This window comes from Olivibacter sp. 47 (assembly GCF_030372825.1).
Taxonomy (GTDB): domain Bacteria; phylum Bacteroidota; class Bacteroidia; order Sphingobacteriales; family Sphingobacteriaceae; genus Olivibacter; species Olivibacter oleidegradans.
The window spans coordinates 5,433,861-5,457,000 of the sequence record NZ_JAUCNR010000001.1 but is presented as its reverse complement, the minus strand read 5'-3'; the positions used below and the strand labels follow the sequence as shown (position 1 = coordinate 5,457,000).

22 protein-coding genes and 1 pseudogene are annotated in these 23,140 nt (G+C 39.8%); 3 read left to right on the top strand and 20 right to left on the bottom strand.

Annotated features, from left to right (window positions below; genetic code table 11):
- Positions 1–5: 5 nt before the first annotated feature.
- From rbfA to QT327_RS23645, 8 genes and pseudogenes are all read right to left on the bottom strand, one after another.
- Entirely contained in the window at positions 6–380 is a 375-nt protein-coding gene (gene rbfA, locus QT327_RS23670; protein WP_289554161.1) for a 30S ribosome-binding factor RbfA, read from the bottom strand.
- A gap of 24 nt (positions 381–404) precedes the next feature.
- The gene (hflX, locus tag QT327_RS23665) at positions 405–1,607 is read right to left on the bottom strand and encodes a GTPase HflX (protein ID WP_289554160.1); all 1,203 of its coding nucleotides are present in this window, start codon (positions 1,605–1,607) and stop codon (positions 405–407) included.
- Positions 1,608–1,915: 308 nt separating this feature from the next.
- Positions 1,916–4,026 (bottom strand): annotated as a pseudogene (gene recG, locus QT327_RS23660) (ATP-dependent DNA helicase RecG).
- 17 nt (positions 4,027–4,043) lie between these two features.
- Positions 4,044–4,424, bottom strand: a complete 381-nt coding sequence (locus QT327_RS23655) for a RidA family protein (RefSeq protein WP_130854741.1) — start codon at positions 4,422–4,424, stop codon at positions 4,044–4,046.
- Positions 4,425–4,435: 11 nt separating this feature from the next.
- Positions 4,436–4,582 carry a DUF6728 family protein gene (locus QT327_RS28400; protein WP_309010511.1) on the bottom strand — a complete coding sequence of 49 codons (147 nt, stop codon included), beginning with the start codon at positions 4,580–4,582 and terminating at the stop codon, positions 4,436–4,438.
- 95 nt (positions 4,583–4,677) lie between these two features.
- Complete coding sequence (locus tag QT327_RS23650; protein WP_130854742.1) at positions 4,678–6,051, bottom strand: OmpA family protein; 1,374 nt, start codon at positions 6,049–6,051, stop codon at positions 4,678–4,680.
- 308 nt (positions 6,052–6,359) lie between these two features.
- Positions 6,360–6,554, bottom strand: a complete 195-nt coding sequence (locus QT327_RS28395; protein WP_013664452.1) for a DUF6358 family protein — start codon at positions 6,552–6,554, stop codon at positions 6,360–6,362.
- A 6-nt stretch (positions 6,555–6,560) separates the two neighbouring features.
- Positions 6,561–6,875: a rhodanese-like domain-containing protein gene (locus QT327_RS23645; protein WP_013664451.1), complete on the bottom strand. Its 315-nt coding sequence runs from the start codon at positions 6,873–6,875 to the stop codon at positions 6,561–6,563.
- 197 nt (positions 6,876–7,072) lie between these two features.
- Between QT327_RS23645 and QT327_RS23640 the strand changes: the two genes are divergently transcribed.
- On the top strand, positions 7,073–8,398 hold the full coding sequence (locus QT327_RS23640) for a M20/M25/M40 family metallo-hydrolase (protein ID WP_130854743.1): 1,326 nt from the start codon (positions 7,073–7,075) through the stop codon (positions 8,396–8,398).
- Here QT327_RS23640 and QT327_RS23635 read toward each other — a convergent pair.
- From QT327_RS23635 to pdhA, 4 genes are all read right to left on the bottom strand, one after another.
- Complete coding sequence (locus tag QT327_RS23635; protein WP_013664449.1) at positions 8,395–8,964, bottom strand: hypothetical protein; 570 nt, start codon at positions 8,962–8,964, stop codon at positions 8,395–8,397. The two genes, QT327_RS23640 and QT327_RS23635, sit on opposite strands and share 4 nt — an antisense overlap.
- Positions 8,965–9,058: 94 nt before the next feature.
- Entirely contained in the window at positions 9,059–10,717 is a 1,659-nt protein-coding gene (gene pafA / locus QT327_RS23630) for an alkaline phosphatase PafA (RefSeq protein WP_289554159.1), read from the bottom strand.
- A gap of 192 nt (positions 10,718–10,909) precedes the next feature.
- Complete coding sequence (locus QT327_RS23625) at positions 10,910–12,550, bottom strand: pyruvate dehydrogenase complex dihydrolipoamide acetyltransferase (RefSeq protein ID WP_130854745.1); 1,641 nt, start codon at positions 12,548–12,550, stop codon at positions 10,910–10,912.
- Positions 12,551–12,601: 51 nt separating this feature from the next.
- Positions 12,602–13,597 (bottom strand): pyruvate dehydrogenase (acetyl-transferring) E1 component subunit alpha, encoded by a 996-nt coding sequence (pdhA, locus tag QT327_RS23620; protein WP_013664446.1) that lies wholly within the window; start codon positions 13,595–13,597, stop codon positions 12,602–12,604.
- Positions 13,598–13,984: 387 nt separating this feature from the next.
- Here pdhA and QT327_RS23615 point away from each other — a divergent pair, with 387 nt between their 5' ends.
- Together QT327_RS23615 and QT327_RS23610 are read left to right on the top strand one after the other, a co-directional pair.
- Positions 13,985–14,563, top strand: a complete 579-nt coding sequence (locus tag QT327_RS23615) for a C40 family peptidase (RefSeq protein WP_041387987.1) — start codon at positions 13,985–13,987, stop codon at positions 14,561–14,563.
- Positions 14,564–14,751: 188 nt separating this feature from the next.
- On the top strand, positions 14,752–15,267 hold the full coding sequence (locus tag QT327_RS23610) for a phosphoribosyltransferase family protein (RefSeq protein WP_013664444.1): 516 nt from the start codon (positions 14,752–14,754) through the stop codon (positions 15,265–15,267).
- Between the two features lie 79 nt (positions 15,268–15,346).
- On the opposite strand, the gene QT327_RS23605 is transcribed toward QT327_RS23610, so the two are convergent.
- The 8 genes from QT327_RS23605 to QT327_RS23575 form a co-directional block, all read right to left on the bottom strand.
- Positions 15,347–16,759: a LysM peptidoglycan-binding domain-containing protein gene (locus tag QT327_RS23605; RefSeq protein ID WP_013664443.1), complete on the bottom strand. Its 1,413-nt coding sequence runs from the start codon at positions 16,757–16,759 to the stop codon at positions 15,347–15,349.
- 222 nt (positions 16,760–16,981) lie between these two features.
- A complete protein-coding gene (locus QT327_RS23600; RefSeq protein ID WP_013664442.1) occupies positions 16,982–17,170 on the bottom strand; it encodes a Sec-independent protein translocase subunit TatA/TatB in 189 nt (62 codons plus the stop codon).
- 152 nt (positions 17,171–17,322) lie between these two features.
- A complete protein-coding gene (locus QT327_RS23595; RefSeq protein WP_041387128.1) occupies positions 17,323–18,600 on the bottom strand; it encodes a murein hydrolase activator EnvC family protein in 1,278 nt (425 codons plus the stop codon).
- Positions 18,601–18,706: 106 nt separating this feature from the next.
- Entirely contained in the window at positions 18,707–19,492 is a 786-nt protein-coding gene (gene lolB1 / locus QT327_RS23590) for a lipoprotein insertase outer membrane protein LolB1 (RefSeq protein ID WP_289554158.1), read from the bottom strand.
- A gap of 20 nt (positions 19,493–19,512) precedes the next feature.
- A complete protein-coding gene (locus tag QT327_RS23585; RefSeq protein WP_289554157.1) occupies positions 19,513–21,225 on the bottom strand; it encodes a tetratricopeptide repeat protein in 1,713 nt (570 codons plus the stop codon).
- Positions 21,226–21,339: 114 nt separating this feature from the next.
- Entirely contained in the window at positions 21,340–21,795 is a 456-nt protein-coding gene (locus QT327_RS28390; protein WP_354004798.1) for a lipopolysaccharide biosynthesis protein, read from the bottom strand.
- 71 nt (positions 21,796–21,866) lie between these two features.
- Complete coding sequence (locus tag QT327_RS28385; RefSeq protein ID WP_354004797.1) at positions 21,867–22,838, bottom strand: lipopolysaccharide biosynthesis protein; 972 nt, start codon at positions 22,836–22,838, stop codon at positions 21,867–21,869.
- Positions 22,839–22,859: 21 nt separating this feature from the next.
- On the bottom strand, positions 22,860–23,132 hold the full coding sequence (locus QT327_RS23575) for an acylphosphatase (protein ID WP_289554156.1): 273 nt from the start codon (positions 23,130–23,132) through the stop codon (positions 22,860–22,862).
- Between the last annotated feature and the right edge of the window lie 8 nt (positions 23,133–23,140).

Sequence of the window (23,140 nt, the reverse complement as noted above, 5' to 3'; positions counted from 1 at the left end):
CTGGCCTAATCCTCTTGTCTCGGTTCTTTACTTATTTTTTCAAAAAGCTTATCCATCCGTTCCACATATTCGTTTGTATCATCTACAAAAAATTCAAGTTGAGGAACAATGCGAGCTTGGTTCTTAATACGACTTCCTAATTTATATCGGATTTCACCGGCATGACTTTTTATGTTCGCAATCGCCTCTTGCACGTTTTTCGCATTGAGGAAACTCAGGTAGATGCGAGCAATGGCCAAGTCAGGTGTCACCCTTACTCGTGTCACTGTCACCAGTGTATCAGGAGCCCATACCATCCCTTCCCTTTGAAATATATCAGCCAAATCTTGCTGGATTACACTAGCAAAACGTTGTTGTCTTTTACTCTCTGTTGATGCCATGTTTTCAATTTCTTTTATGAATGATTAATATAACAAATTATTGTACGGGTAGCGGGCTGTATGAATTTTGATTACCTTGTCGTATAAGAGCTGTCGGAATTCTTCAACGTTCTTTTTTTCTGTGGCAGAAATGAAAACGGCAGGGCTGCTGTGTTTAGCCATCCAACTGTTCTTAAAATCGTCAATAGTGATGTTTTTCTTCGCCTGCTCATCGCCGTTATCATCACGCGCTACTTCGGCAGATTTGTAAGCGTCAATTTTGTTAAAAACGGTAATCACCGGTTTGTCTATTGCACCTAAATCTTTTAATGTCTCATTTACGGTATTAATGTGATCTTCAAAGTTCGGATGTGAGATATCAACCACGTGGACCAAAATATCAGCTTCACGAACTTCATCTAAGGTTGATTTGAAGCACTCCACTAAGTGATGTGGAAGTTTTCTGATAAATCCAACGGTATCGGATAGCAGAAATGGCAAGTTGTCGATAACAACCTTCCGAACAGTGGTATCCAGTGTGGCAAATAATTTGTTCTCTGCAAAGACTTCCGATTTTGAGATCATATTCATGATCGTCGATTTGCCGACGTTCGTGTAACCAACTAATGCAACGCGAATTAGTTCACCTCTATTTTTCCGTTGGGTTTCGTTTTGCTTATCAATCTGCTTTAGCTTTTCTTTTAATAAAGAGATCTTGTTTAAAATCATCCGACGGTCGCTCTCAATCTGGGTTTCACCGGGTCCTCTCATTCCGATACCACCTTTCTGACGTTCCAAGTGGGTCCACATTCGTGTCAGGCGAGGAAGTAAATATTGCAATTGAGCAAGCTCGACTTGCGTCTTTGCTTGTGCCGTTTTTGCCCGATTGGCAAATATGTCCAGTATGAGATTGCTCCGATCCAGTATTTTAATCTTCAGTTCATTCTCGATGTTTCTTAGCTGAGAAGGGCTTAGTTCGTCATCAAATACAACTATATCTGCTTCCTCCGCGTTTACATATGCTTTAATTTCGTCTAATTTTCCACTGCCTACAAATGTAGCTCTGTCCGGCTTTTGCATCCGTTGTGTAAAAGTATTGATGGTCTCGCCTCCCGCGGTTTCGACAAGAAAAGCGAGTTCCTCGAGATATTCTTTTTCCTGATCTTCCGTTTCATTGGGTGTTATGATCCCCACTAAAACAGCTCGCTCAGGCTTTATTGCTGTGTCGTATATTTTTTTTATCGCCATAGTGTTCTTATGGAATTAAAATTACTAATAATAGTTCTATAACTTATGTTTATACGCAATTTTAACAATACATATAAACGTTCTTTCTTCATTGTTTTCAATGAAAGAATCGTGCCTGAAACATGGATGAATACGTTGAAATGATTTTTATCAGTAGGTGAAACCCATACCTATCAAAATACCGCATTTGCGCCCAGGTTCTTTTGGCAGCGATAGTATGATATGGAAGAGATTACATAACTGATACTTATTATAGGGTGAAATGATTTAATGGTACAAAGATACGACTTTTGCTTTAAAAATACATGTTATGAAATTTTATCCCAACTTATTCCTTTACTTTGCACCAGAAGGTGATCGCGAAGTAACCGGTTTTTCGGGTCTTCAAGCTTCGGATCTTGTTTAAAGATATTGATCACTAGATTTCTCGCGTCTTGCAGCAAGATCTGATCAGTGCTTAAATCGGCTAGTTTAAGATCTAATATACCACTTTGTTGTGTGCCGGCAATATCTCCCGGGCCTCTCAGCTTAAGATCGGTTTCTGCTATCTCGAAACCATCGTTCGTTTTAACCATAGTACTTAGCCTGAGTTTACCCTCAGTACTTAGTTTGTTGGAAGACATCAGGATACAAAAGGACTGCTCTCCGCCTCGACCAACCCGACCACGTAGCTGATGCAATTGTGATAAGCCAAATCGCTCTGCATTTTCAATAATCATGACGGTAGCATTCGGCACGTTTACGCCAACTTCTATTACAGTAGTGGCAACCATAATCTGTGTTTCTCCTTTTACGAAACGCTGCATCTCAAAATCTTTATCTTTAGCCGGCATCTTTCCGTGGACAATGCTGATTTTGTATGTTGGAAGAGGAAATTCACGAGCTAGGTTTTCAATTCCTGCCTCCAAGTGCATTAGATCCAGTTTTTCGCTTTCTTTGATTAATGGATACACGACATATACCTGTCGTCCTTTAGCAATTTCATCCCGCATGAAACCAAACATCCTTAATCGGCTACTTTCGAATAAATGAAGCGTTTTGATGGGCTTCCTACCAGCGGGGAGCTCATCAATCACAGATACATCCAAATCCCCATAGAGCGTCATGGCCAAGGTACGAGGTATAGGAGTCGCCGTCATAACAAGCATGTGCGGAGGTGTTTGATTTTTGCGCCATAATTTGGCCCTTTGTTCAACACCAAATCGATGCTGTTCGTCAATTACGACAAGCCCTAAATTCTTAAATTGTACGGTATCTTCAATAAGCGCATGGGTACCAACCAATATGTCTAAAGATCCGTCTAGTAGGTTTTCGTGAAGAATTTTCCGCTCCTTTTTAGGCGTCGATCCACTTAACAGTTTAATGGAAACAGGTAAGTCGCCAATTAAAGAAATTAAACCGTTAAAATGTTGTTGAGCAAGAATCTCGGTAGGGGCCATCATACAAGCCTGACAGCCGTTGTCGACAGCCAACAACATAGTCATGAGTGCTACCACCGTTTTTCCACTGCCCACATCTCCTTGTAAGAGGCGATTCATTTGCGCTCCCGTATGCGTGTCATGCCGAATTTCTTTAATTACCCTTTCTGTGCGTTTGTTAGCGGAAATGGTAGGTGCTCTTGATAGAAGGCGTTGAAATTACTTCCAACTTTATCGAATATATGGCCTTTGAACTTATGGGTCTGAAGCAGCTTGTTTTTTAACAATTTCAATTGTATAAAGAATAGTTCTTCAAACTTTAAACGTCTTTCAGCTGCCTTTAATTCCTCTACACTGGACGGGAAATGAATATGGGTGATCGCTTCTGCTTTTGAGATCAAATGCTGTTCTTTTAGCAGGTAAGATGGCAGGTTTTCCTCCATTTTTTTTGAAGCCCAAGCAACTAGCCCTTCTTGCAGTCGTTGAATCCCCTTTGTATCTAAAAAGGATTGCTTGAGTTTTTCGGTTGACCGATAAACGGGTTGTAAACTTGGATTACCCACGTTTTTATTAGCCGCATTATATAGCTCCATCTCCGGGTGCGTCATAGACAATTGGCCATTAAAAAGGGTAGGTTTCCCAAATATAACATATACCGATCCGATTTTCAGACTCTTTTCCAGCCAACGGATGCTCTGAAACCAGACAAGCTCCATTAGTCCGGTTTCATCTTTAAATTGCGCAACCAGTCGTTTTCCTCTTTTCTGTCCTATCTGTTCTACGGCGGTTAATCTACCGAGAATTTGGACTGATGGCATGTCCGGATGTAGATCCTTTATCTTATAATATTTCGTTCGGTCGATATAACGGAAAGGGTAATAGTGTACAAGATCGCCAAAAGTATATATTGCCAGTTCCTTTTTGAGCAAATCTGCCTTTTGTGGACCGACACCTTTTAAGTATTCTATTGGTGTATGTAAACCATATTCAATCACAGGCATCCGTACCGACTTTGCAACTAGGCTTTCCAGGCAATACAAGAAATTTCAACATCCACTCCTTTAGGGAGCCCTTTTACGGCAATCGTTTCCCGTGCCGGGGCATTCTCCGTAAAGTATTCACCATAAACTTCATTGACTATATTGAAGTTAGCCATATCTGTTAGGAAAATACTCGTTTTAACCACATCTGCAAAAGAGTAACCCGCTTCCTGCAGAATAGCATGTAGATTTTCCAGCACTTGTTTGGTTTGTCCTGCGATACTGTCTAGAACTAAATTGCCCGATTCGGGAGATAAGGCTATTTGTCCGGATATATAGAGTGTATTGCCTGCTTTAACCGCTTGATTGTACGGACCAATTGGGGCTGGGGCGTTGTTTGTATTAATGATTTCTTTCATTTGATCTAGCATTAATTGAGGAAAAACCAGTCGATCAATTTATATAGAACTCCAAGTAGAAAGAGAACAATAGCTATTTTATTGATAGCATGCATTACCTTCAAATTGAAACTCTTTTTGGAGTTATTCTCTTGGTTCTTCTTCGGGAAAAAGTACATGTTACGAAATTAACCCAGATCGATGAGAATTCAAAGAAAAAACCCTCGGGACATTGTCCCGAGGGTTTCTATAATAACCTGCTTAATAGACAGGATTATTTTTTGAATTGTACGTTACGGTTCAACTGACGACCTTCTTCAGTAGCATTAGATGCAACTGGTTTAGTTTCGCCGTTACTTACCACATTGATTTGTGATGCAGCAACACCAGAGTTAACTAAGTAATTTTTAACAGAGTTAGCTCGGTCTAAACCTAACTGGTAGTTGTACTCAGTTGTTCCTTCTTCAGAAGCATTACCTTCTAAAGTAAGTGTAGCACCGCTAGCACGTAAGTCAGAAGATACTTGATCTAAAGTTGGGTAAGAGCTGGTTTTCAATACAGAGCTATCGAATTCAAACTGGATGTTAGAATAAGAACCAGTTGAAAGAGCTGTTGTATCAGGCTCAGGGAATTTAATTGGACATCCTGATCCATCAACTTGCGTACCGGCAGGAGTGTTAGGGCATTTGTCGAATTTATCGGCAACACCATCACCATCTGAGTCAGTGCTTAACGCTTGAACAGTTGATTCAAGAGCGCTTACACGTTGTTTCAACGCATCAACTTCGTTTCTCAATTCCGGATCTTTCAACTCATCGTAAAGAGTAGCTACCGGATTAGCCCAAGTCAAATCTTGTTTGTCTTTGCTTCCTAATGAGAACTCTAAACCAGCATGAGTATAAGAGAATTTGTCGTTGCTGGTTCTGCCTTGTACTGGCCCAAATAAATATTTGGTATCAACAAAGTTCATGGTATAACCTAAATCCAAAGCTACGCGATCAGATAACTTGAATTTCAAACCTAAACCAACTGGAACAAATGCTTCACGAGTGTAATCTTTGTCTCCTTGGAATTCGCGGTCGCCAGCGCTTTCACCCCAGTTACCTTTGTTATCCCATGCAGTACCGGTTCCGTCATTGTTAGAGTACATTACTGGATTGAAAGCCATCAATCCGTAACCTACACTTGCATAGAAATTAACCGAATTTTCTCTTCTTAGGAAATCGATTGTAGCAAATTGGAATACACCATTTAAGCTAACAGCATATTGTACATCAGTTTCTGCTGATTGATACTGTTGTCCATTCCAAGCATTTGTTGTTGCAAATGGTTCAGCATTATGTGTGAAAATACGTCCTCTGTTAGCATCTAATTGCAAACCGAACCAGCTCGAGAATTGCTTACGTACGTTAATTCCGTAATATTCTCTAACAGGCGCTTCAAATAGTCCCACTTTGTTACCAAAAGCGTTAGATCCTCCAATCAATACATTTGGAGTGGTTATACCGCCATTGATACCAATGGACCAAGTTCTGTATTGGCTTCTTCCGCCAAATACTTTAGCATCTTGTGCTTGAGCTGCCCCAGTGAAACCTAAGGCGGCAATCAAAGAGCAAGTAACTGCTTTTTTGATTGTAGAATAGTTCATACTTCGTTCTTTTAAAGGTTAAACAGTTTTAATTGTATAATTTGTATACAAAAATAGTTATTAGTTTTATTCATGCAACAATAGCAAATACTATTCCAAAAAAAAGAAGACGGGCTCAATTTGTTGTTGTTAGCCCTTTTTGAATATATATTGCACCATTTGTTGTTGTATAAACGCTTGTTTTAAAGAGTCTTGCGGCTGCCACGGCTTGTTTAGATAATTATAGACAAACTGAAAAATGGCCGAAAAAAAATAGCAAAAAAATGTCTACTATTGCTACAATATTGACTCAAATATAGTACAAAAACTCATTTTTTGCCGTTTCTGATCAATTCTTTCACCCTTTTAGCGAGTTTAATCTTCAAGTATATAAGAGCCGCGATTCCCAAAACGCTCACCGCCATGATGCTATACTGTTTACCATTATAAGATGCAATGGTACAATACGCAAGTACAAGAATCCCAATATTTAGAAAAATATTATAAAGAATTTGTTTCCCCATTTTTGTTTAATATACCTCCATATCCGGCTCAAAGGTGTCACGCCAGGCGAGAATGCCGCCTTCTAAGTTAGAAAGATTTGTATATCCCTCTTTTTCTAGCATTAGAATAGCCTGGGCGCTTCTCTTTCCGCTTCTGCAATGCACTACAACGGGTTTATCCTTGCTGATTTTATCTTTCTCGATTAAGACTTGAGCAAGTGGAATATTTTCGCCTTTCAGATTGGATGTTTCATATTCGAACTCCTCACGTACATCTATCAGTTGAAAATCTTCATTCCGATCAATCTTCTCCTTTAGCTCCTCGACGGTTATTTCTTTCATGATCTATCTTTTTAAGAATTAATACTTGTAATCGTCAAAGCTAGGGAATTTGTTTAACTTTATTACCAAACTTAGTTAAACTTTCTTGTATACAGGAATCGGTCTACCGGTAATTTGCTTGCCTATGATATTGATCGATCTAATGACAAGTGACATTTAGGTAATTTACTAAGGAGATTAAAATTATTGCAATATTTATGTATAAAACAACAACCCCTTTGAATAAGCTTTCCTTCGTTCTCTTTTTAGTGTTGGGAGCTTGCGCCAGTCAGAAGAAAGAGCGTATTGTTAGTGTCGATCAACAAGAGGTCCATCGAATTATTTCGACGTTAGCAGATGATCGATTGAAAGGCAGGGCCGTGTTTACTCCTGAAATAGAGGAAGCCGCAACTTTTATTGAAGGGGAATTCAAAAAGGCAGGGCTACAGCCATTGAAGGCAAATGAAAATGACTTTTTACAGCGCTTTCAGGCCACTCAAATAAAACCTTCTCTTTGTGAGATTTTGTTAGACGGAAAGGAGCTGGACAGTGACGCCGGTTTTGTTCTAAGCGACCAGGCGGGTCTTAACTGGAATACCGATCCGGAAGTGCGGATTTTGTCCATAAGTGCCAGCGACAACTTTCGAAAGAAATATAAGGAGATTTCACAGCAAGATATCAATGCCATCGTTTGTGTTGACGAGAGTTTTGTAAAGGAATTTAATTATTTGAAACAGCATGCTGATAACGGGAGAATCTTATTAAATACCGATCAGAAGAAAAAAGGTTCACTTGTTTTTGTACTAAGCAAGGAACAGCCTAAGTCCTTTCGAATTAACTATACGGGTACGGTGGAGAATAAGGGACTCGCTAATGTAGTTGGTGTGCTGCCCGGGAGATCAAAACCCAACGAGTTTGTTATCTTCTCAGGGCATTATGATCACATCGGTATCCTAAAACCGATTGACCGGGATTCTATTGCAAATGGAGCCGACGATGATGCATCGGGAGTCACCGCGGTAATCAGTTTGGCAAATATTTTTGCCAAGCAAAAAGATAATGAACGAACATTGATCTTCGCTGCTTTTACAGCTGAGGAATCGGGTGGTTATGGCTCACAATATTTTTCTAAACAGCTTAATCCGGATCATGTTGTGGCCATGATAAATATTGAGATGATTGGAAAGGATGCTAAGTTTGGGGCTAATTCCATGTATCTCACCGGCTTTGAGAAATCCGATTTGGGTAAGATTCTCCAGAGAAATGTGAAGGGGACGGGTTTTTCTTTTTATCCGGACCCTTATCCTGAACAGAACCTTTTTTATAGAAGTGATAACGCGACCTTGGCAGCGCTCGGCGTTCCCGCACATACAGTTTCTACGGTTCAAATAGATAAGGATAATTACTATCACACCGTGAAAGATGAATTAGAAACTTTAGATATTAAGAACATTGTTTCCTCTATTAATGCTGTTGCGTTAGGTGCGAGATCAATTATAGCAGGAAAGGAAACGCCCACGAGGCTGGAGCCGTTAAAGAATTAAAGATCTTCTGCTATGAGCAGGTAGTCGGTTTGGAAATGAATTTCAAAGAAGCCGTCTGCTATGGTCTTGTATGCCTGATCGTGTTTTTTTTCCAACCCCTCTGTATGGAAAATAGCATCGCTGGCAAGTATGTAGACGTTTTCGCTCGCTGCCTTCCACTTTTTGAAACCAGATTTAATCGCGAAGATTTTCTGCTTACCGTTGATAAAAACCAGGTTGATAAGAGAAGCGAATTGTTGGAATAGATCCATCGAAAAGTCTTGTGAGATGATATTGACTGCATGATACCCTTTTTCAACAAGATAATTTAATGCGTCTTTTTTAAAAGAGGAAGGGTTTCCGAAAAGCATGGTAACTCCATCTTGTTCGATCCTGTGCTCGTCATTTGTAATGACAACATCGATATGAATGTCGTTTCTCGATAGCCATTGCGCACTGTCTTTATTAGCGATAACTGTTGGTGCCCATTCCAATAACTGTCCAAGAAGTTCATAGCTTAGATCGGAAAAAAATTCCACTATTAAGGCAGGTTCCTGCTTCTCTTTTACTATATGGTGGGAGGACATATTAGTGGAATTAAAAAGTTCTATGTTTGGGAAGGATGATAAGACCGTTTTAAAGTCCGTAGAGATTATTTCACGCTACGGACTTTTATAATATCTATTGATTTAGCACTTCTACAATCGGACTGCCTATACTTCCATTTGGCTCTTGAATATGTAAGAGACCAGCCACTGTAGCAGCGATATCTGTCATTTCAGTAATACGATTGGTTGCGCCGTGTTTGATTCCCCAACCCATCCATACCAAGGGTATATGCGAGTCGTAAGGATTCCAGTTGCCATGGGTCGTACCGGTAGACTTGGCTGATCCGCTATACCATTGTGGCTCAAGGACAATTTGAATCGCGCCGCTCCGCTTATAGTTATAACCGTTAATAATGCGTTCTTTTATTCGCGATGGTATAGCGGCTTCTGATACCTTGTCCATTTCTGCTACAAAAGCAACGCCCTCTAAATTCCGTAGGTATTTTACCGCTTCGTCACAAATTGCTTGCCGATCAAGATTTCTTTCATTGATAAGCGTGTTATTTAAATGAACCTGATAATTTGATAAGCTGATAACCAATTTGTCCGTATTAAACTTCGCTTTTAACTGTTCATTCAATCCTTGCTGTGCTGTTTTGGAATTGAAATACCCGCCATTACCTTGTTGGTCCATGAAGTACTGAGGATTATGGGCGGCACCATGGTCGGCCGTTAAAAATACAGTATATTGCCCTTGTCCAACGGTTTTGTCGAGGTAACTAAAGAAGTCTTCCAAATCTTTATCAAGACGGAGGTAGTTGTCTTCAACCTCTATTGAATTTACAGCGAATTGATGGCCTATTTTATCGGGAGATGATATGCTGATTGCTAAAAAATCAGTAAAACCGCCGGGATTGTTTCCCAATTCTTCATTGCTAATAGCGGCTTTTGCCAAATCGAGTGTCAACGTATTTCCATAAGGTGTCGTAGCAACCAAGCCTATTCCATTTTCTTTAAGCAGTTGAGACGTTTTAACAGGGAAAGTTGGTGATTGAGTACCTTTAAACTTTCCTTCATACGGATTATTGTCTTCAATGCTCTGTTTATAGGTTTCAATAGGGTATAACGTATTCCAGTCTTGTTTTAAATACTTTTCCGCAAGTTTTTGTTTGTTGAAATCTTTCACCCATTTAGGCAAGTCAGTCATATAGTATGAGCTACTGATCCAGTCGCCACTATTATCAAACCAATAAGCAGCATCAGCAAAATGGCCGGCTGGTAAAATAGCACCTCGATCTTTTATAGCAATTCCAATCACCTTAGAACGGAAATTGGAGGCTAATTTAAGTTCATCCGTTATGGTGGATGCCAGTAGGTTCCTTGGCGACATCTTGCCAGCTGCATTACCAACGGCTGTTCCTAATGGGGTAACCGTTTCATCTTCCGTGCAATACATGCTTTTTCCTGTAGCTTGTATGATAAAGTCGTTCCCGGCAATTCCGTGGATAGCAGGTGTTGTACCGGTGTAAACCGAGCTGTGTCCGATGGCGGTAACGGTCGGGATATAATTAATATAGGTGTTTTCGCAGGAAAAACCGTTGTTTAACATGCGTTTAAAGCCGCCTTCACCATAGCGGTCGTAATATCGATATAAGTAATCCCAGCGCATTTGGTCCACCATAATCCCTACTACCAATTTAGGTCGATCTACTTCTTTGGATGTTTTTTGTTGGGCTTGCGCACTGTATAAGCTGATACAACAGCATAAAATTAAGAGTCGTTTAAATATCATATTTCAATTACTGTTTGTTTGCCGCCAAAATCGTAAATAAAGTTTTGAATTAACAACTTTGCGTGTGATTTTTCTGTTATACTAGGTTCGAAAGAATGATAAAGGGATCGGTCCCGACCGGCAGGCTCATCATCGCTAAATGAAAAAAGGCATCTGCCTGTTTAGGAGATGCCTTTTTTCTATTTGAATTTTTTAAACTAATAACCGAACGGGTTCTTCTAGCAGTGATTTAACAGTTTGCAAGAAAGCGGCCCCTGTAGCACCGTCTACTACACGGTGGTCACAGCTTAAAGTAATCTTCATGATGTTACCTGGGACAACCGCACCGTTTTTAACCACCGGTACCTGTTGTATGCCGCCAATGGCTAATATACAAGAGTCAGGTGGATTAATGATGGCGGTAAATTCGTCGACGCCGAACATACCCAGATTAGAAACCGTAAAGGTAGAGCCTTCCCAGTCTTTCGGCTGTAGTTTTTTGGCTTTAGCACGTTGTGCAAAATCTTTCACTTCAGCCGATATATGTGATAATGTCTTTCCATCAGCGAAACGGACCACAGGAACTAATAAGCCTTCGTCCACCGCAATAGCGACACCAATATTAACGTGCTCATTATAGCGAATTTTATCGCCCAACCAAGAAGAGTTAACATTAGGATGTTGTTTTAGCGCAACGGCAACAGCTTTGATGACTAAATCGTTGAAAGACACCTTAACAGGAGCAACTTCGTTGATTTTATTCCGTGCGGAAATAGCGCTATCCATGTCAACTTTCACTGTTACATAGAAATGTGGAGCAGTAAATAAGCTTTCCGAAAGACGTTTAGCAATCGTTTTACGCATTTGAGTCACAGGCTTTTCGGTAAACCGCTCTTCTCCGATAAATTGCGGAATAGTAACAGACTTACTTTCGGCGCTTGGAGCAGCAGCCGGTGCTTCAGTCTTTTGTTTAGCAGCAGGCGTGAAGGATTCGACATCCTTTTTGATGATACGGCCATTCTCTGCCGAACCTTTCAGTTCATTTAAATCAATACCTTTTTCTTTCGCAATTTTTCGCGCTAAAGGAGAAGCTTTAACTCGGGACGAGTCAGAAGAAGTAACTTCTTTGCTTTCCGCTTGGCTTGGCTCGTTTGCTGCGCTAGTTGACGCTTCTTCTTTTTTAGGAGCTTCTTGTTTCTTCGGTTTACTGCTTTTCTGTTTAAGCAAAGGCGTTACATCGGTACCTTCTTTTCCTACAATGGCAATAATATCATTAACTTTTGCTGCCTGACCTTTTTCTACTCCGATGTACAGTAAGGTGCCTTCAGCATAAGCAGTAACTTCCATGGTTGCTTTGTCCGTTTCTACGTCGGCAATTACATCATCACTTTTAATCTTGTCGCCAACCTTGAAATGCCATTCTGCAATTACGCCTTCGGTCATTGTATCACTCAGCAATGGCATAGTGATTACCGTTGCACCTAATGATTCAGCACTTACTTCTTCACCTTCATCTTCTGTTTCTTCCTGTGCCGGAGCCTCTTCTTCTTTTTTATCTTCTTTAGTTGAAGGCGAAGCGCCGCCATTACCATTAAGTAATGCCTGATAATCTTCTCCTTCTTCTCCTAATACGGCAATTACAGCATCGATAGGAACTGCTTCGCCTTCCTTAGGACCTATATATAATAGTGTGCCTTCCTGATAGGATTCAAAATCCATGGTAGCCTTATCGGTTTCAACCTCAGCAATTAAATCTCCTGAGCTAACCTTATCGCCTACCTTTTTATGCCATTTTGCAATTACACCTTCTGTCATGGTGTCGCTCATTTTAGGCATTCGAACTACTTCAGCCATAATATTATCTGGGGTTTTTTATCTATTTAAATTATTAAGATTGCACTCTTGTTAATCCATAATATATGGATAATCGTTCTGCACATACACGTCTGTATATAGCTCTTCCGGGTTTGGATACTCAGATTCCTCAGCAAATTTAACCGCTTCATCAACAATACGTTTTACTTCGGCTTCCTCCTGATCAAACCATTGCTCATCGGCATACTTATTCTCTATAATGGCGTGCTTAACCGCGGCAATTGGATCGCGCTCTTTATATTGTTCTAATTCTTCTTTTGTACGGTATTTGGCAGGATCCGACATAGAGTGTCCCTTATAACGATAGGTGCGAATCTCCAAAAACGTTGGTCCTTCCCCTTTTCTGGCACGCTGAACGGCTTCGTCCATTGCATTATGAACTGCTACAACGTCCATACCATCAACCGGAGCGCTTGGCATATCAAAGCCTAAGCCCATTTTATAAATGTCAATCATGTTAGTCGTCCGCTTAACGGAAGTACCCATCGCATAACCGTTATTTTCGCAAACGAAGATTACCGGAAGCTTCCAAAGCATTGCCATATTAAAGGTCTCGTTTAAAGACCCTTGTCTTACAGCTCCGTCTCCCATGTAACAAACGCAAACATTATCTGTACCATTGTATTTTTCGGCAAAAGCAAGACCTGCACCTAATGGTATTTGTCCTCCTACGATACCATGGCCCCCCGCGAAATTGTTTTCCTTATCAAAAAAGTGCATTGATCCACCCTTTCCTTTCGAACAACCCGTTACTTTCCCGAATAACTCTGCCATAGCCGCATTGGCGCTCATGCCTTTGGCAAGGGCATGGGCATGGTCACGATAAGCAGTGATCATGGAGTCCTCTTTACGAAGAACTGACATGGCACCTGCAACAACGGCTTCCTGTCCAATATATAAATGGCAAAAGCCTCTTATTTTTTGTTGACCGTAAAGTTGACCTGCTTTTTCCTCAAACTTACGCATAAGTAACATCGACTTATACCACTCTAGATATGTTTCTTTTGTTATTGGTGTTGAACTCATCGCTTTATGTTCGTGTACTTAATTTACTGGAAGGCAAATCTAATCAATTGTTGCGATATTCACAGAATGTACGTGAGAGAAAGTGAATTATTATTTGTTTTTCTCCTCCTTTTTTTATTCGCCTGTATGGTATATAGTACACATGTCAAAAAAATGTTAAAATTGTGTTTGCTTTTTTTGACAAAATAAAAGTTTTCATTTAGATTTGCGACACACCTGTTTTAGTGCATGGATAAACTTTTACATTAAAAAACAACATTGTTAACCTTAAACGGATAGTCAATCAAGCCAATGGGGGATAAGAATGACCTTCCTGTAAGTAAATTAACGCAGATGAAGACTGCATGTGCTCATGCAAGCTTCATTAACTGGAAAAATTTTATTCAAATGAAAAAAACGCTTTTGGTAGTATGCATACTGCTAGGTGCTCTGTCACTAAACCTTCAGGCCCAAACCTTAACTGAAAAAAATAATTCACCCGAAGATCCAGATAATTTAGCCAAAGAGTATTTCTCCCAAATAATGGGGATTGCTGCTTCAGCAACCACCAATACAAAGCTTTATCAGTTTGTTTATGATTGGATTGGCACACCCTATCGATTAGGAGGTAAAACAAAAAAGGGCATTGATTGTTCCAAGTTTGCCTACGAGCTATACGAAAAGGTGTTTAATACGTCGATCGGAAATAATTCAAGAAATATTTATACACAAGTTGATCCCATCAACAAAAATGAACTGAAGCCCGGCGACCTGGTGTTCTTCAAAATAAGAAGTAGAAGTATTACACATGTTGGCGTTTATTTGGGTGACAGGAAATTTGCGCACGCTTCTACCAGCAGAGGCGTTATGATTAGCAATCTTGATGAAGCTTATTGGAAGCGCTATTATTTCAATGGCGGCCGTATGAGCTTGAAAGCACAGAATGAGAATGCGTCGGAAGAGGAAGACGTTCTTCATTTAAATTAGCAATCGATTTTTCTAGAATCAGTCGGCTTGGCCTAATTCCACTGTTAGTAGTTTTCTATTTAGTGATTGCTCATTGGCTTATCACCTCAATTAGCCAAACGCGAGTTGGTGAGTGATGAACAAATGCGCATATCCATCCCTTTTACCTTAAAAAAAAATTTACTACTTTTATGCACAGGAATAATGCTATGGCAAGCGAAAAAATATTGATTTTAGACAAGGACCAGATTCAGAAAAAAATTACAAGAATTGCTTATCAGATTTTAGAAGATAACTTTGAAGAAAAAGAGATTGTTCTAGCGGGTGTTGCCGAAAGAGGATATGTTTTGGCCCGTCGCTTAAAAGAAGAACTAGCAAAAATTTCATTGGCGGTCGATGTCAAGCTTATCAACATTTCATTAAATAAAGTCAGTTCTACCCTGCAAGCAGAAACCGATATTTCGGTAAGTGAGGCGAAAGATAAAGTGGTAATATTGGTGGACGATGTATTGAATAGTGGGCGGACTTTAGCCTATGGTTTGGGTGTTTTTTTGAATGTTCCCTTAAAGAAGCTGAGAACGGCGGTTCTAATTGATAGAAGCCATCATAAATTCCCTGTTATAAGCGACTTCTCCGGGCACAAATTATCTACCATTCTTAATGAGCATGTTTCTGTGACACTCGAAGGTTTTGAAAACGAACAGGACGCTGCGTACCTGCATTAGATGAGTGCCCTCGGTAGGCTTCCGCCAGCAGTTGAAGGACCCTGGCGTCAACCCTTAATGCATAAGCAATATTTTATTTTTAAAGGCTATTGATCTTTAAAGTCATCCCTGGTTTGATAGATGAGCCATTTAAATTGTTCATTGCTTTTATATTATTGACAGTGGCTCCTCTGTATTTTTGGGCGATTCCGGAAAGTGTATCTCCTCTTTTAACTTTATAGGTTACGTAATTAACGGATTTTCTTTCCAAGCTCGTTTTTTTCCCTGCTGCATAACCCGGTTCGGAGATCTTTAAACGCTGTCCCGGAACAATGGCATTTCTCCTCAACCTATTCCAAACCTTCAAGTCCTGTACCTCGACTTGATATTTATTGGCAATTGAGCTTAAGCTTTCACCTCTTCTTACGCGATGATAAATAGCTTTTCTATCGGTGTTAGATGCTGTAATAACTTTTGCAGGAGCATCGGTCGGTGTATTTAAAGCTGCATACAAGCTGGCATAAGCGGTTTTATCTACCGCAGGGACGACTAAACGCTTCGGAGCCTCCGGTGTACCATTGATGATGCTCTTTTTATAGGCCGGATTTAGCGTGATCAATTGGTTCAGGTCGAGGTTTAACGCCTCTGCAATGCCTGATAATGGAATAAACTTATCGATCAAAATGACGTCGGTACCTTTCTCCGCTGTAAGGGCAGATCCGCTCCCGGAGGGTGTTGCAATTCCTAATACTTCATAGTTGTTTAGCACGAAGGTCATGGCAATAAAAGCGGGCACATAATTACGTGTTTCCTGGGGAAGATATTTTCGCACGGTCCAAAAATCAGGTTTTTCAATACCTGAGCGTTGTATCGCTCTGGCTACATTTCCTTTTCCGCAATTATAGGATGCTATTGCAAGTTGCCAATCGCCAAATTCGTTGTAAGCATCTTTTAGATAAGCCGCCGCTGCATAAGTCGCGGCATAGGGGTCTTTCCGTTCATCAACGTAGTTGTCTATATTTAAATTAAACGCTTTTGCCGTAGCAAACATAAATTGCCAAGGACCGGTTGCGCCCACCCTTGAGACCGCATGTGGATTTAAAGCTGATTCAATGATAGATAAATACTTTATTTCCTGTGGCAAATCCGTCTCTGCAAATACTTTCTCGTAAATGGGAAAATAGTACTGCGCTAACTCAAGCATTTTAGAAAGATGGTTTTTATAGCGCGGTGCCGTATAAGCATCTATATAAGATTGGACATAGCTATTGTACGTTAAGGGGATTACCTTTTGCAAAGTGTCCAGTTGCTTTTTTATATTTTGAGGGGCGAGATACCAGGAGAGATCGTGAGGGTGGGAATTTTTCCTGAGTGTAGAATCTTCGCTAGATAGAACATTCGAAGAGGCACTTAATTTCGAAGGTTCGTCGGTATCTTTGCTTGTTGTTGCCTGCGTCAATTGAACGCAAAATAGCATACCTACGGCAAATGCCGAAAATCTTTTCAATATCATGTCTTATATTTAAGGCTGTTGATTATCAAATCAGTTCATTATTGCTAAATACGTTAACATATTTTGAGCCACGCTCAAAAGAGGTTTGATAATAATTTCTTAAACAACGTTTCAATCAGCTCACTTAGTATAGTAAGTTGATTTTTTTTTGAAATAATAATAAAAAAAGCTGCTGCAACATGCTATATGTTACAACAGCTTATCCTTTATAAAAATGAGGGATTATTGTTTTTCCTCTTTAACTTCATCTTTCGTGGTTCCGGCTTGGCCTTCTTTAAATTCTCTCACACCGCGTCCTAATCCACGCATCAACTCAGGAATTTTCTTTCCACCAAATAATAATAACAAAGCAAGAACGATAATTGCTATTTCAGGCCCACCAATACCCAGTAACAAAATTGTGTTTAACATAACTCAATATTTAAAATCTTTATTCAATGACTACATTGTAGTTTTTATTCTTTCCTCAATATACGTAATCGTCTTACGTCCAGTTTACAAACTTATGTAAAAATGCTTAGATAAACAATTTTTTATCGTTTATCATTTCACCACTTGTATGGCTAATTTCCCGCTAACCAACTACTTGGGTTGATAGGCGAAGTTCCTTGCCACAGTTCAAAGTGTAAATCGGAAGTTCCTTCCGTCGCATCTACAGCTACTGTGCCAATTGTTTGTTTTACAGAAACCTTCTGATTTCTGGAAACACTGACCGTTTTCATGTTTTGATAGACAGTGAAGTAATTACCATGACGTATAATAACAGTATATTGATTTTGGAGTTGCACGATTGATGTTACAACACCATCAAATACGGCCCGTACGGCGGCACCTGCTGCTGTACGAATGGTTAAGCCGTTACTATTAACTTTAACACCTTTTCCATAAGTATATTGTCCGTAACCTTGCGTTACCGATCCCGAAGCTACCGGCCAGGGGAGTCGCCCACGATTACCTGTGAAATCTGCTGCTAATTTAGCCGCCTCCGGTGTTGATAAGAGTGCCTCTTTGTCGGTTTTTCTAGCGGTTGGCTCCGGAGCCTTCGCATTAGGGTTTTTCTTCGCCAACTCTGCTGCTCGTCGTCTTTCTTCTTCTTCTGCCCTTCGCCGAGCTTCTTCGATCTCTCTTCGGATAGCCGCCTGTATGGCACGTGCTAAACGCGCATCTTCCTGCTGCTTCTTATTCAGCTCTTGCTTATATTCTTTTTCCTTCTTGGTAAGATCGTTAAGCACTTTTGATTTAACAGATTTTTGGCCGTCGAGCGCTTGCTTCTCTTTTTCCTGGTCGCTCAGAAGTACTACTTTCTCCTTTTTATTATTCGCCAATTCGGCAATTTTTTGCTCAATACTTTTCTGCGTTTCCTCTATCTCCTTTGCTTGTTTTTTCCGGGAATCGCTGAATTGCTGAAGGTATTTAAGGCGCTTATACGCTTGATTAAAGTCGTTAGAAGCAAAAATGAACATCAATTTATTGTAAGCGCTCGAGTTGCGAAACGCAAACTGTACCATGGACGCATATCCTTTTTTGAGCTTCGCCAATTCATTCTGCAAGGAGCGGATCGTATTGGTATTTTTGGCTATCTGGCTCTCTATTAAATTGACTTCGCTATTAATCGTTTTGATTTTTTTCACCCGTAGGTTGATTTGGGCGTTAAGGGCATTTACCTGTTTGAGCGATAATGACTTGTCTTTTGATGTAGAACGTAAAGTTTGATTCAATAATTCTATTTCACGTGTAAGGGCCTCCCGCTGCTTTTTCAACTGTGCGCTCGACTGTGCCCAACTAGATAGGCCTATCCCCATAAATAACAGCAAACAGCATATTGACTTTATCCGAATCATTCTCTTCTTCAAATCATTGATGATGTATTACATTACATCGTTATTTTAACGTATTTATTGCCAACGAAAGTACTAAAATATTTTTATCTCGATAAACATTTGTTGATTAACGTATTCCACTTAAGGGCTTATATTTTGACGGAATAGTGAATGGCATCTCTACGGCCTCATTCAAAGCAATACGATTGTACTTTAGCTGTAATTCCAGTTTTACAGCGGATGAATTAGCGGTTAAACGAATATCCTTAGGTACCGGATGTTTGCCTATTAATGCAAAATCGGAATAATCCGTATTTACTTGGCGTTCCTGATTGTAAGTGCTTAAACTACAATTAGTGACCCTGAAATTATCATCTGTTCTTACTAAGAAATTTAAATCATTTTTAAAGCCACTTAGCAAATAACCTAAATCTCCTTTTTTTGCCTCGTTCGAATAAGTCAACGCTTGATCAATCATATTACCTACCATCATAGCCTGTAGATTACCATAAGTAATCTCTTTGGAGGCAAATTGATGTAAAAAGGCAAAGGGTTCGTCGATGTAGGTTCCGTTGATACGATTCATCATTCGAAAGCGGGTCGGCGTGATTAATACGCGAGCAGCCTCGATTCCAAAGACGGTGGTAATAGATATCCATATCGCTTCCTGGTTTTTTATCTTGATATTTAAGGTTGCATCATAGTTGTCTTTATTGATGGCAACGGCCGATTTTGCTTTAGCACTGAAGGTGTTGAAGCTCAATTGATTGTCAAGGATGCCATTCACCAATACCCGATTATCCAAGGTGATCCGACTTTCTTCTTTGGTTGCGTCGACTATTACTTTTTTGCTTTTGCAAGCGACGATCAGCAAGCTAGCCGATAAAACCGTCAAAATGGATAGCTTTCGCAAATTTGAATGGTTAAAAGGCATTACTCAATATACTTTTTAGCATCGATCTTTTTAGTTAAAAGCTCCACATTTTCCCCCGTAGTTTCCCCGGTGGCTTTTGCTTCCTTCCATTTGGAAACGGCTTTTTCGATGTCACCCAGTTTAAACAATATATCACCATAATGCTCAAGGAGCGCAAAGGACTTTTCCCCTGAATTGGTGATTGCTTTTTCGATCCATTTTAAAGCTTCAGCGTAATTGCCTTGTTGAAACAGCACCCACGCGTACGTGTCTTGAAACGTCGGATTATTAGGCTCTAATTCGTTTGACTTTCTCGACATCTTAGCGGCCGCTTCTAAATTGGTTTTTCGAAGCGATAAATAGTAGGCGTAATTATTAAGCGTTCCCACGTTGTTGCTATCAATGGCAAGCGCCTCCTCATAGGCTTGATCGGACTCTGCAAACATATCCAAGGCGTGATAGGTGTCACCTAAGCTGCTATATACTTGTGTAAGCAACGGGGTGTTTTTCTCGTCAACATAATTAAGCGCGGCTTCAAAACAACTTCTTGCATCCGTATATTTCTTCTCCATAAAGAAAGCATGCCCCGAAAAAAACTGAGTTAAAGGCTGTTGCGGAAACAATGCAGAGGCTTTATAAGCATGTGCCAAAGCCTCTTTTTGCATACCTAAGCTGAGCTCTATCTGTAATAGTTGCTCCCAAATGGTATTCACCCGGCTGTTGATATCGATCGCTTTGAGATATTGTTCCCGAGCTTCCTTCAGTTGTTTTTGTTGGGCTAATATATCTCCATATAAAGCAAAAGCACGTGCATCCGTTGGATAGCTTATCGTTAATGTATTCGCTAAATCGCGAACGATAGGTGCCATTTCATTACTCTTCGGGTCAGACATGAGACTGATCAATAGGCGCATTTTCCCTTCGAAATCCATCCGTTCACTGGCAAAAGCCATTCGAAGCTCCCGAGTGGATTTTTCCTCATCTTTCAAATTGTGATAGGCATCCGCTTTACTTAAAGAAATGTAAGGATCGCCGGGGATACGTGCATGTCCTTCGTCCAAGACCTTAATAGCTTCCTTGGGCTTGTTAAGCTTTAAGTATAAGTTGGCTAAGAGTAGATATCCTTTTGTACTATCCGGTTCCTTTTCGATAATAGAGGTGACTTCTTCGATGGCCTTTTTGGGCTGTTTTTGTTTTAAGTATATCTCCTGCCGCGCAATAATGATGTTATCATCCTTTCCGAACTTTTGCTCTATTTCATGGTAAGCCTGTAGTGATTTGTCAAGCTCATTATTAAGAAAAAGGGCGTAAGCACGGTCATAGAAGTACTCTTTCTTTTCGGGTTTGATGCGAATCAGCTGGTCAAAAATAGGAGGGAGGGAGTTAAAATCCTCCATCCGTTTGTAAATGTCTGCCAACAAAACCCAATACCACTCATTATCTGGCTTTAGTGTTGTTGCTTTTTTTGCATGAATGGCAGCGTCACCTAGGTTTTTATCTTCCAACTCTAATCGGGCTAATTCGAAATAAGCAGCATCGTTACTGTCGTCTAGCTTTAACAACTTGTGAAGTGTAGTTTGCGCTAGGTCAATATCTCCTCGGGCCTTTTCGTTGAGCGCCTGGTAATATAAATCCTTTACCTGACTGCTGTCTGTCGCTGTTTGCGCAAGCACCTGTTGTCCACTTATTAATAAAAGACATATAAACCAGTATATTTTATTCTTTAAAATCATCTTACAATTGTTGTTTTAAATCGTACTCGTTTCACCATAGTCGATCAAGTAGGGAAGTGCCTATATCCGGACTTCTCCTTTCATCGTTTTAACGCTATCGCAAAGGTTGGGCCATTATCTTTGCCTATAGCCTAATAATTGTTTAAGTTGCGGCCCCTCTTTTAAGTATATACCGATTAAGAAGAGCAAAAGCAATCCGTTACCGATTATTAGGTTCCTTTCAAATACAGAGAAAGATAACCAACTCAAAATAATTGCACATACAATATACGCCAAATTTTTAAATGTATGATAGGGAATTGGGTAATTTTTTTGTCCTAAAACATAAGAAAGAATCATCATGCAAGCATAGGTTATCATCGTAATCCAAGCTGACGCGATAAAGCCGTAAGAGGGAATAAAAACCAAATTCAACACAATAGTAACAATAGCTCCGGTACCTGAAATATAAAGACCATATTTTGTTTGATCAGATAATTTATACCAAATAGATAAACTCATATATACACCTAAGAAAATATATCCTAGTAAAAGGATTGGAACAATTGATAATCCTTTCCAATTTTCCATACTTGTTGTAAGAGAGGACCCGGCTATAAAATATTTTAAAATCTCAATATTGGCTACTAAACCAAACATGCCTATTGCATGGCAATAACGAAATAGTCCATAATGATGGCATAAGTTTGACCTGAATTTTTTTCTTTTGCTTGACTAAAGAAAAACGGCTCGGCACCTAAGCGAAATGCCTGAATGAAAATACTCAAAAATACGGCTAGTTTTGCCGACAATCCGTAGATACCGACTTGCGTTTCGGCGATATCATCCGGTAATAATTGTCCTAAAAATACTTTATCAAGGTTTTCATTTATTATAAATGAAAAGTTGGCAATCAAAATAGGGAAACTATAAGAAAACATTTCTCGCGCTAACGGGCCATTGAATCGTAATTTCAGTTTGAGCAATTCCGGGATCATGAGTAATAGTGTGACCGCGCTAGCGATTAGATTGGATAGGAAGACATAACCAACCCATTGGGGATGATACCAAGTAGAAAAGTATGGAGCAATGGATAGATCTGTCTTAATGGCCCAAGGAATGAAAACGATAAAAAATAAATTAGAGGATACAAAAATGAAAATGTTAAATAACTTAATCATTCCATATCTTAGCGGGCGTCCGTCTGCTCTGATTTTTGCGAACGGAATAACAGCGATAGCATCTAATACTAAGATAAGTGCAAAATACGTGATATACCTCGATAGATCTGGGTCCGATATATTCATAAAGTGCGCTATTTCCTGCTTAAAAAGCAGCACTAGGAGAAGGAAACATAAACTGATAGCAAGAATTATCAGAAAGGTATTATTGTAAACAGCCTGCTTATTATCCTCTTTTTTTTGAATGTAGCGGAAAAAAGTGGTTTCCATTCCAAAGGCAAGTAATGCGTTCAATAGCGAAGCATAACTATACATCGTGGTAAAAATCCCGAAGACGGCTGTGGATAGTTTTCTTGAAAATAAAGGTGTAAGGATAAAATTGACTAAACGAGCTATAATCGTACTTAAACCATAGATCATGGTTTGCCCGGCAAATTTTCGTAGTGTAGACAATTTTTGTTGACAGTTAAAATGTTAACGCTTAAGAATTTCGAAATTGTTATAGTTTTTCAGTTCACCTGAATTAATTTCAACTTTTTCGACAACAGCATGTTCCGGTCCCTCATGGCACCACTCTAAGAAATTCTCCAATCCGAAAGCATCTCCTTCTGCTTCTATATAAACACTTCCGTCGGGTAAATTCTTGACAAAGCCGGTGACTTTTAACTGATTGGCAACGGCTTTAGTTGCTGCTCTGAAAAAGACTCCCTGTACTTTTCCGAAAACGGTAATATTTAAATGCTTCATTGGCACTG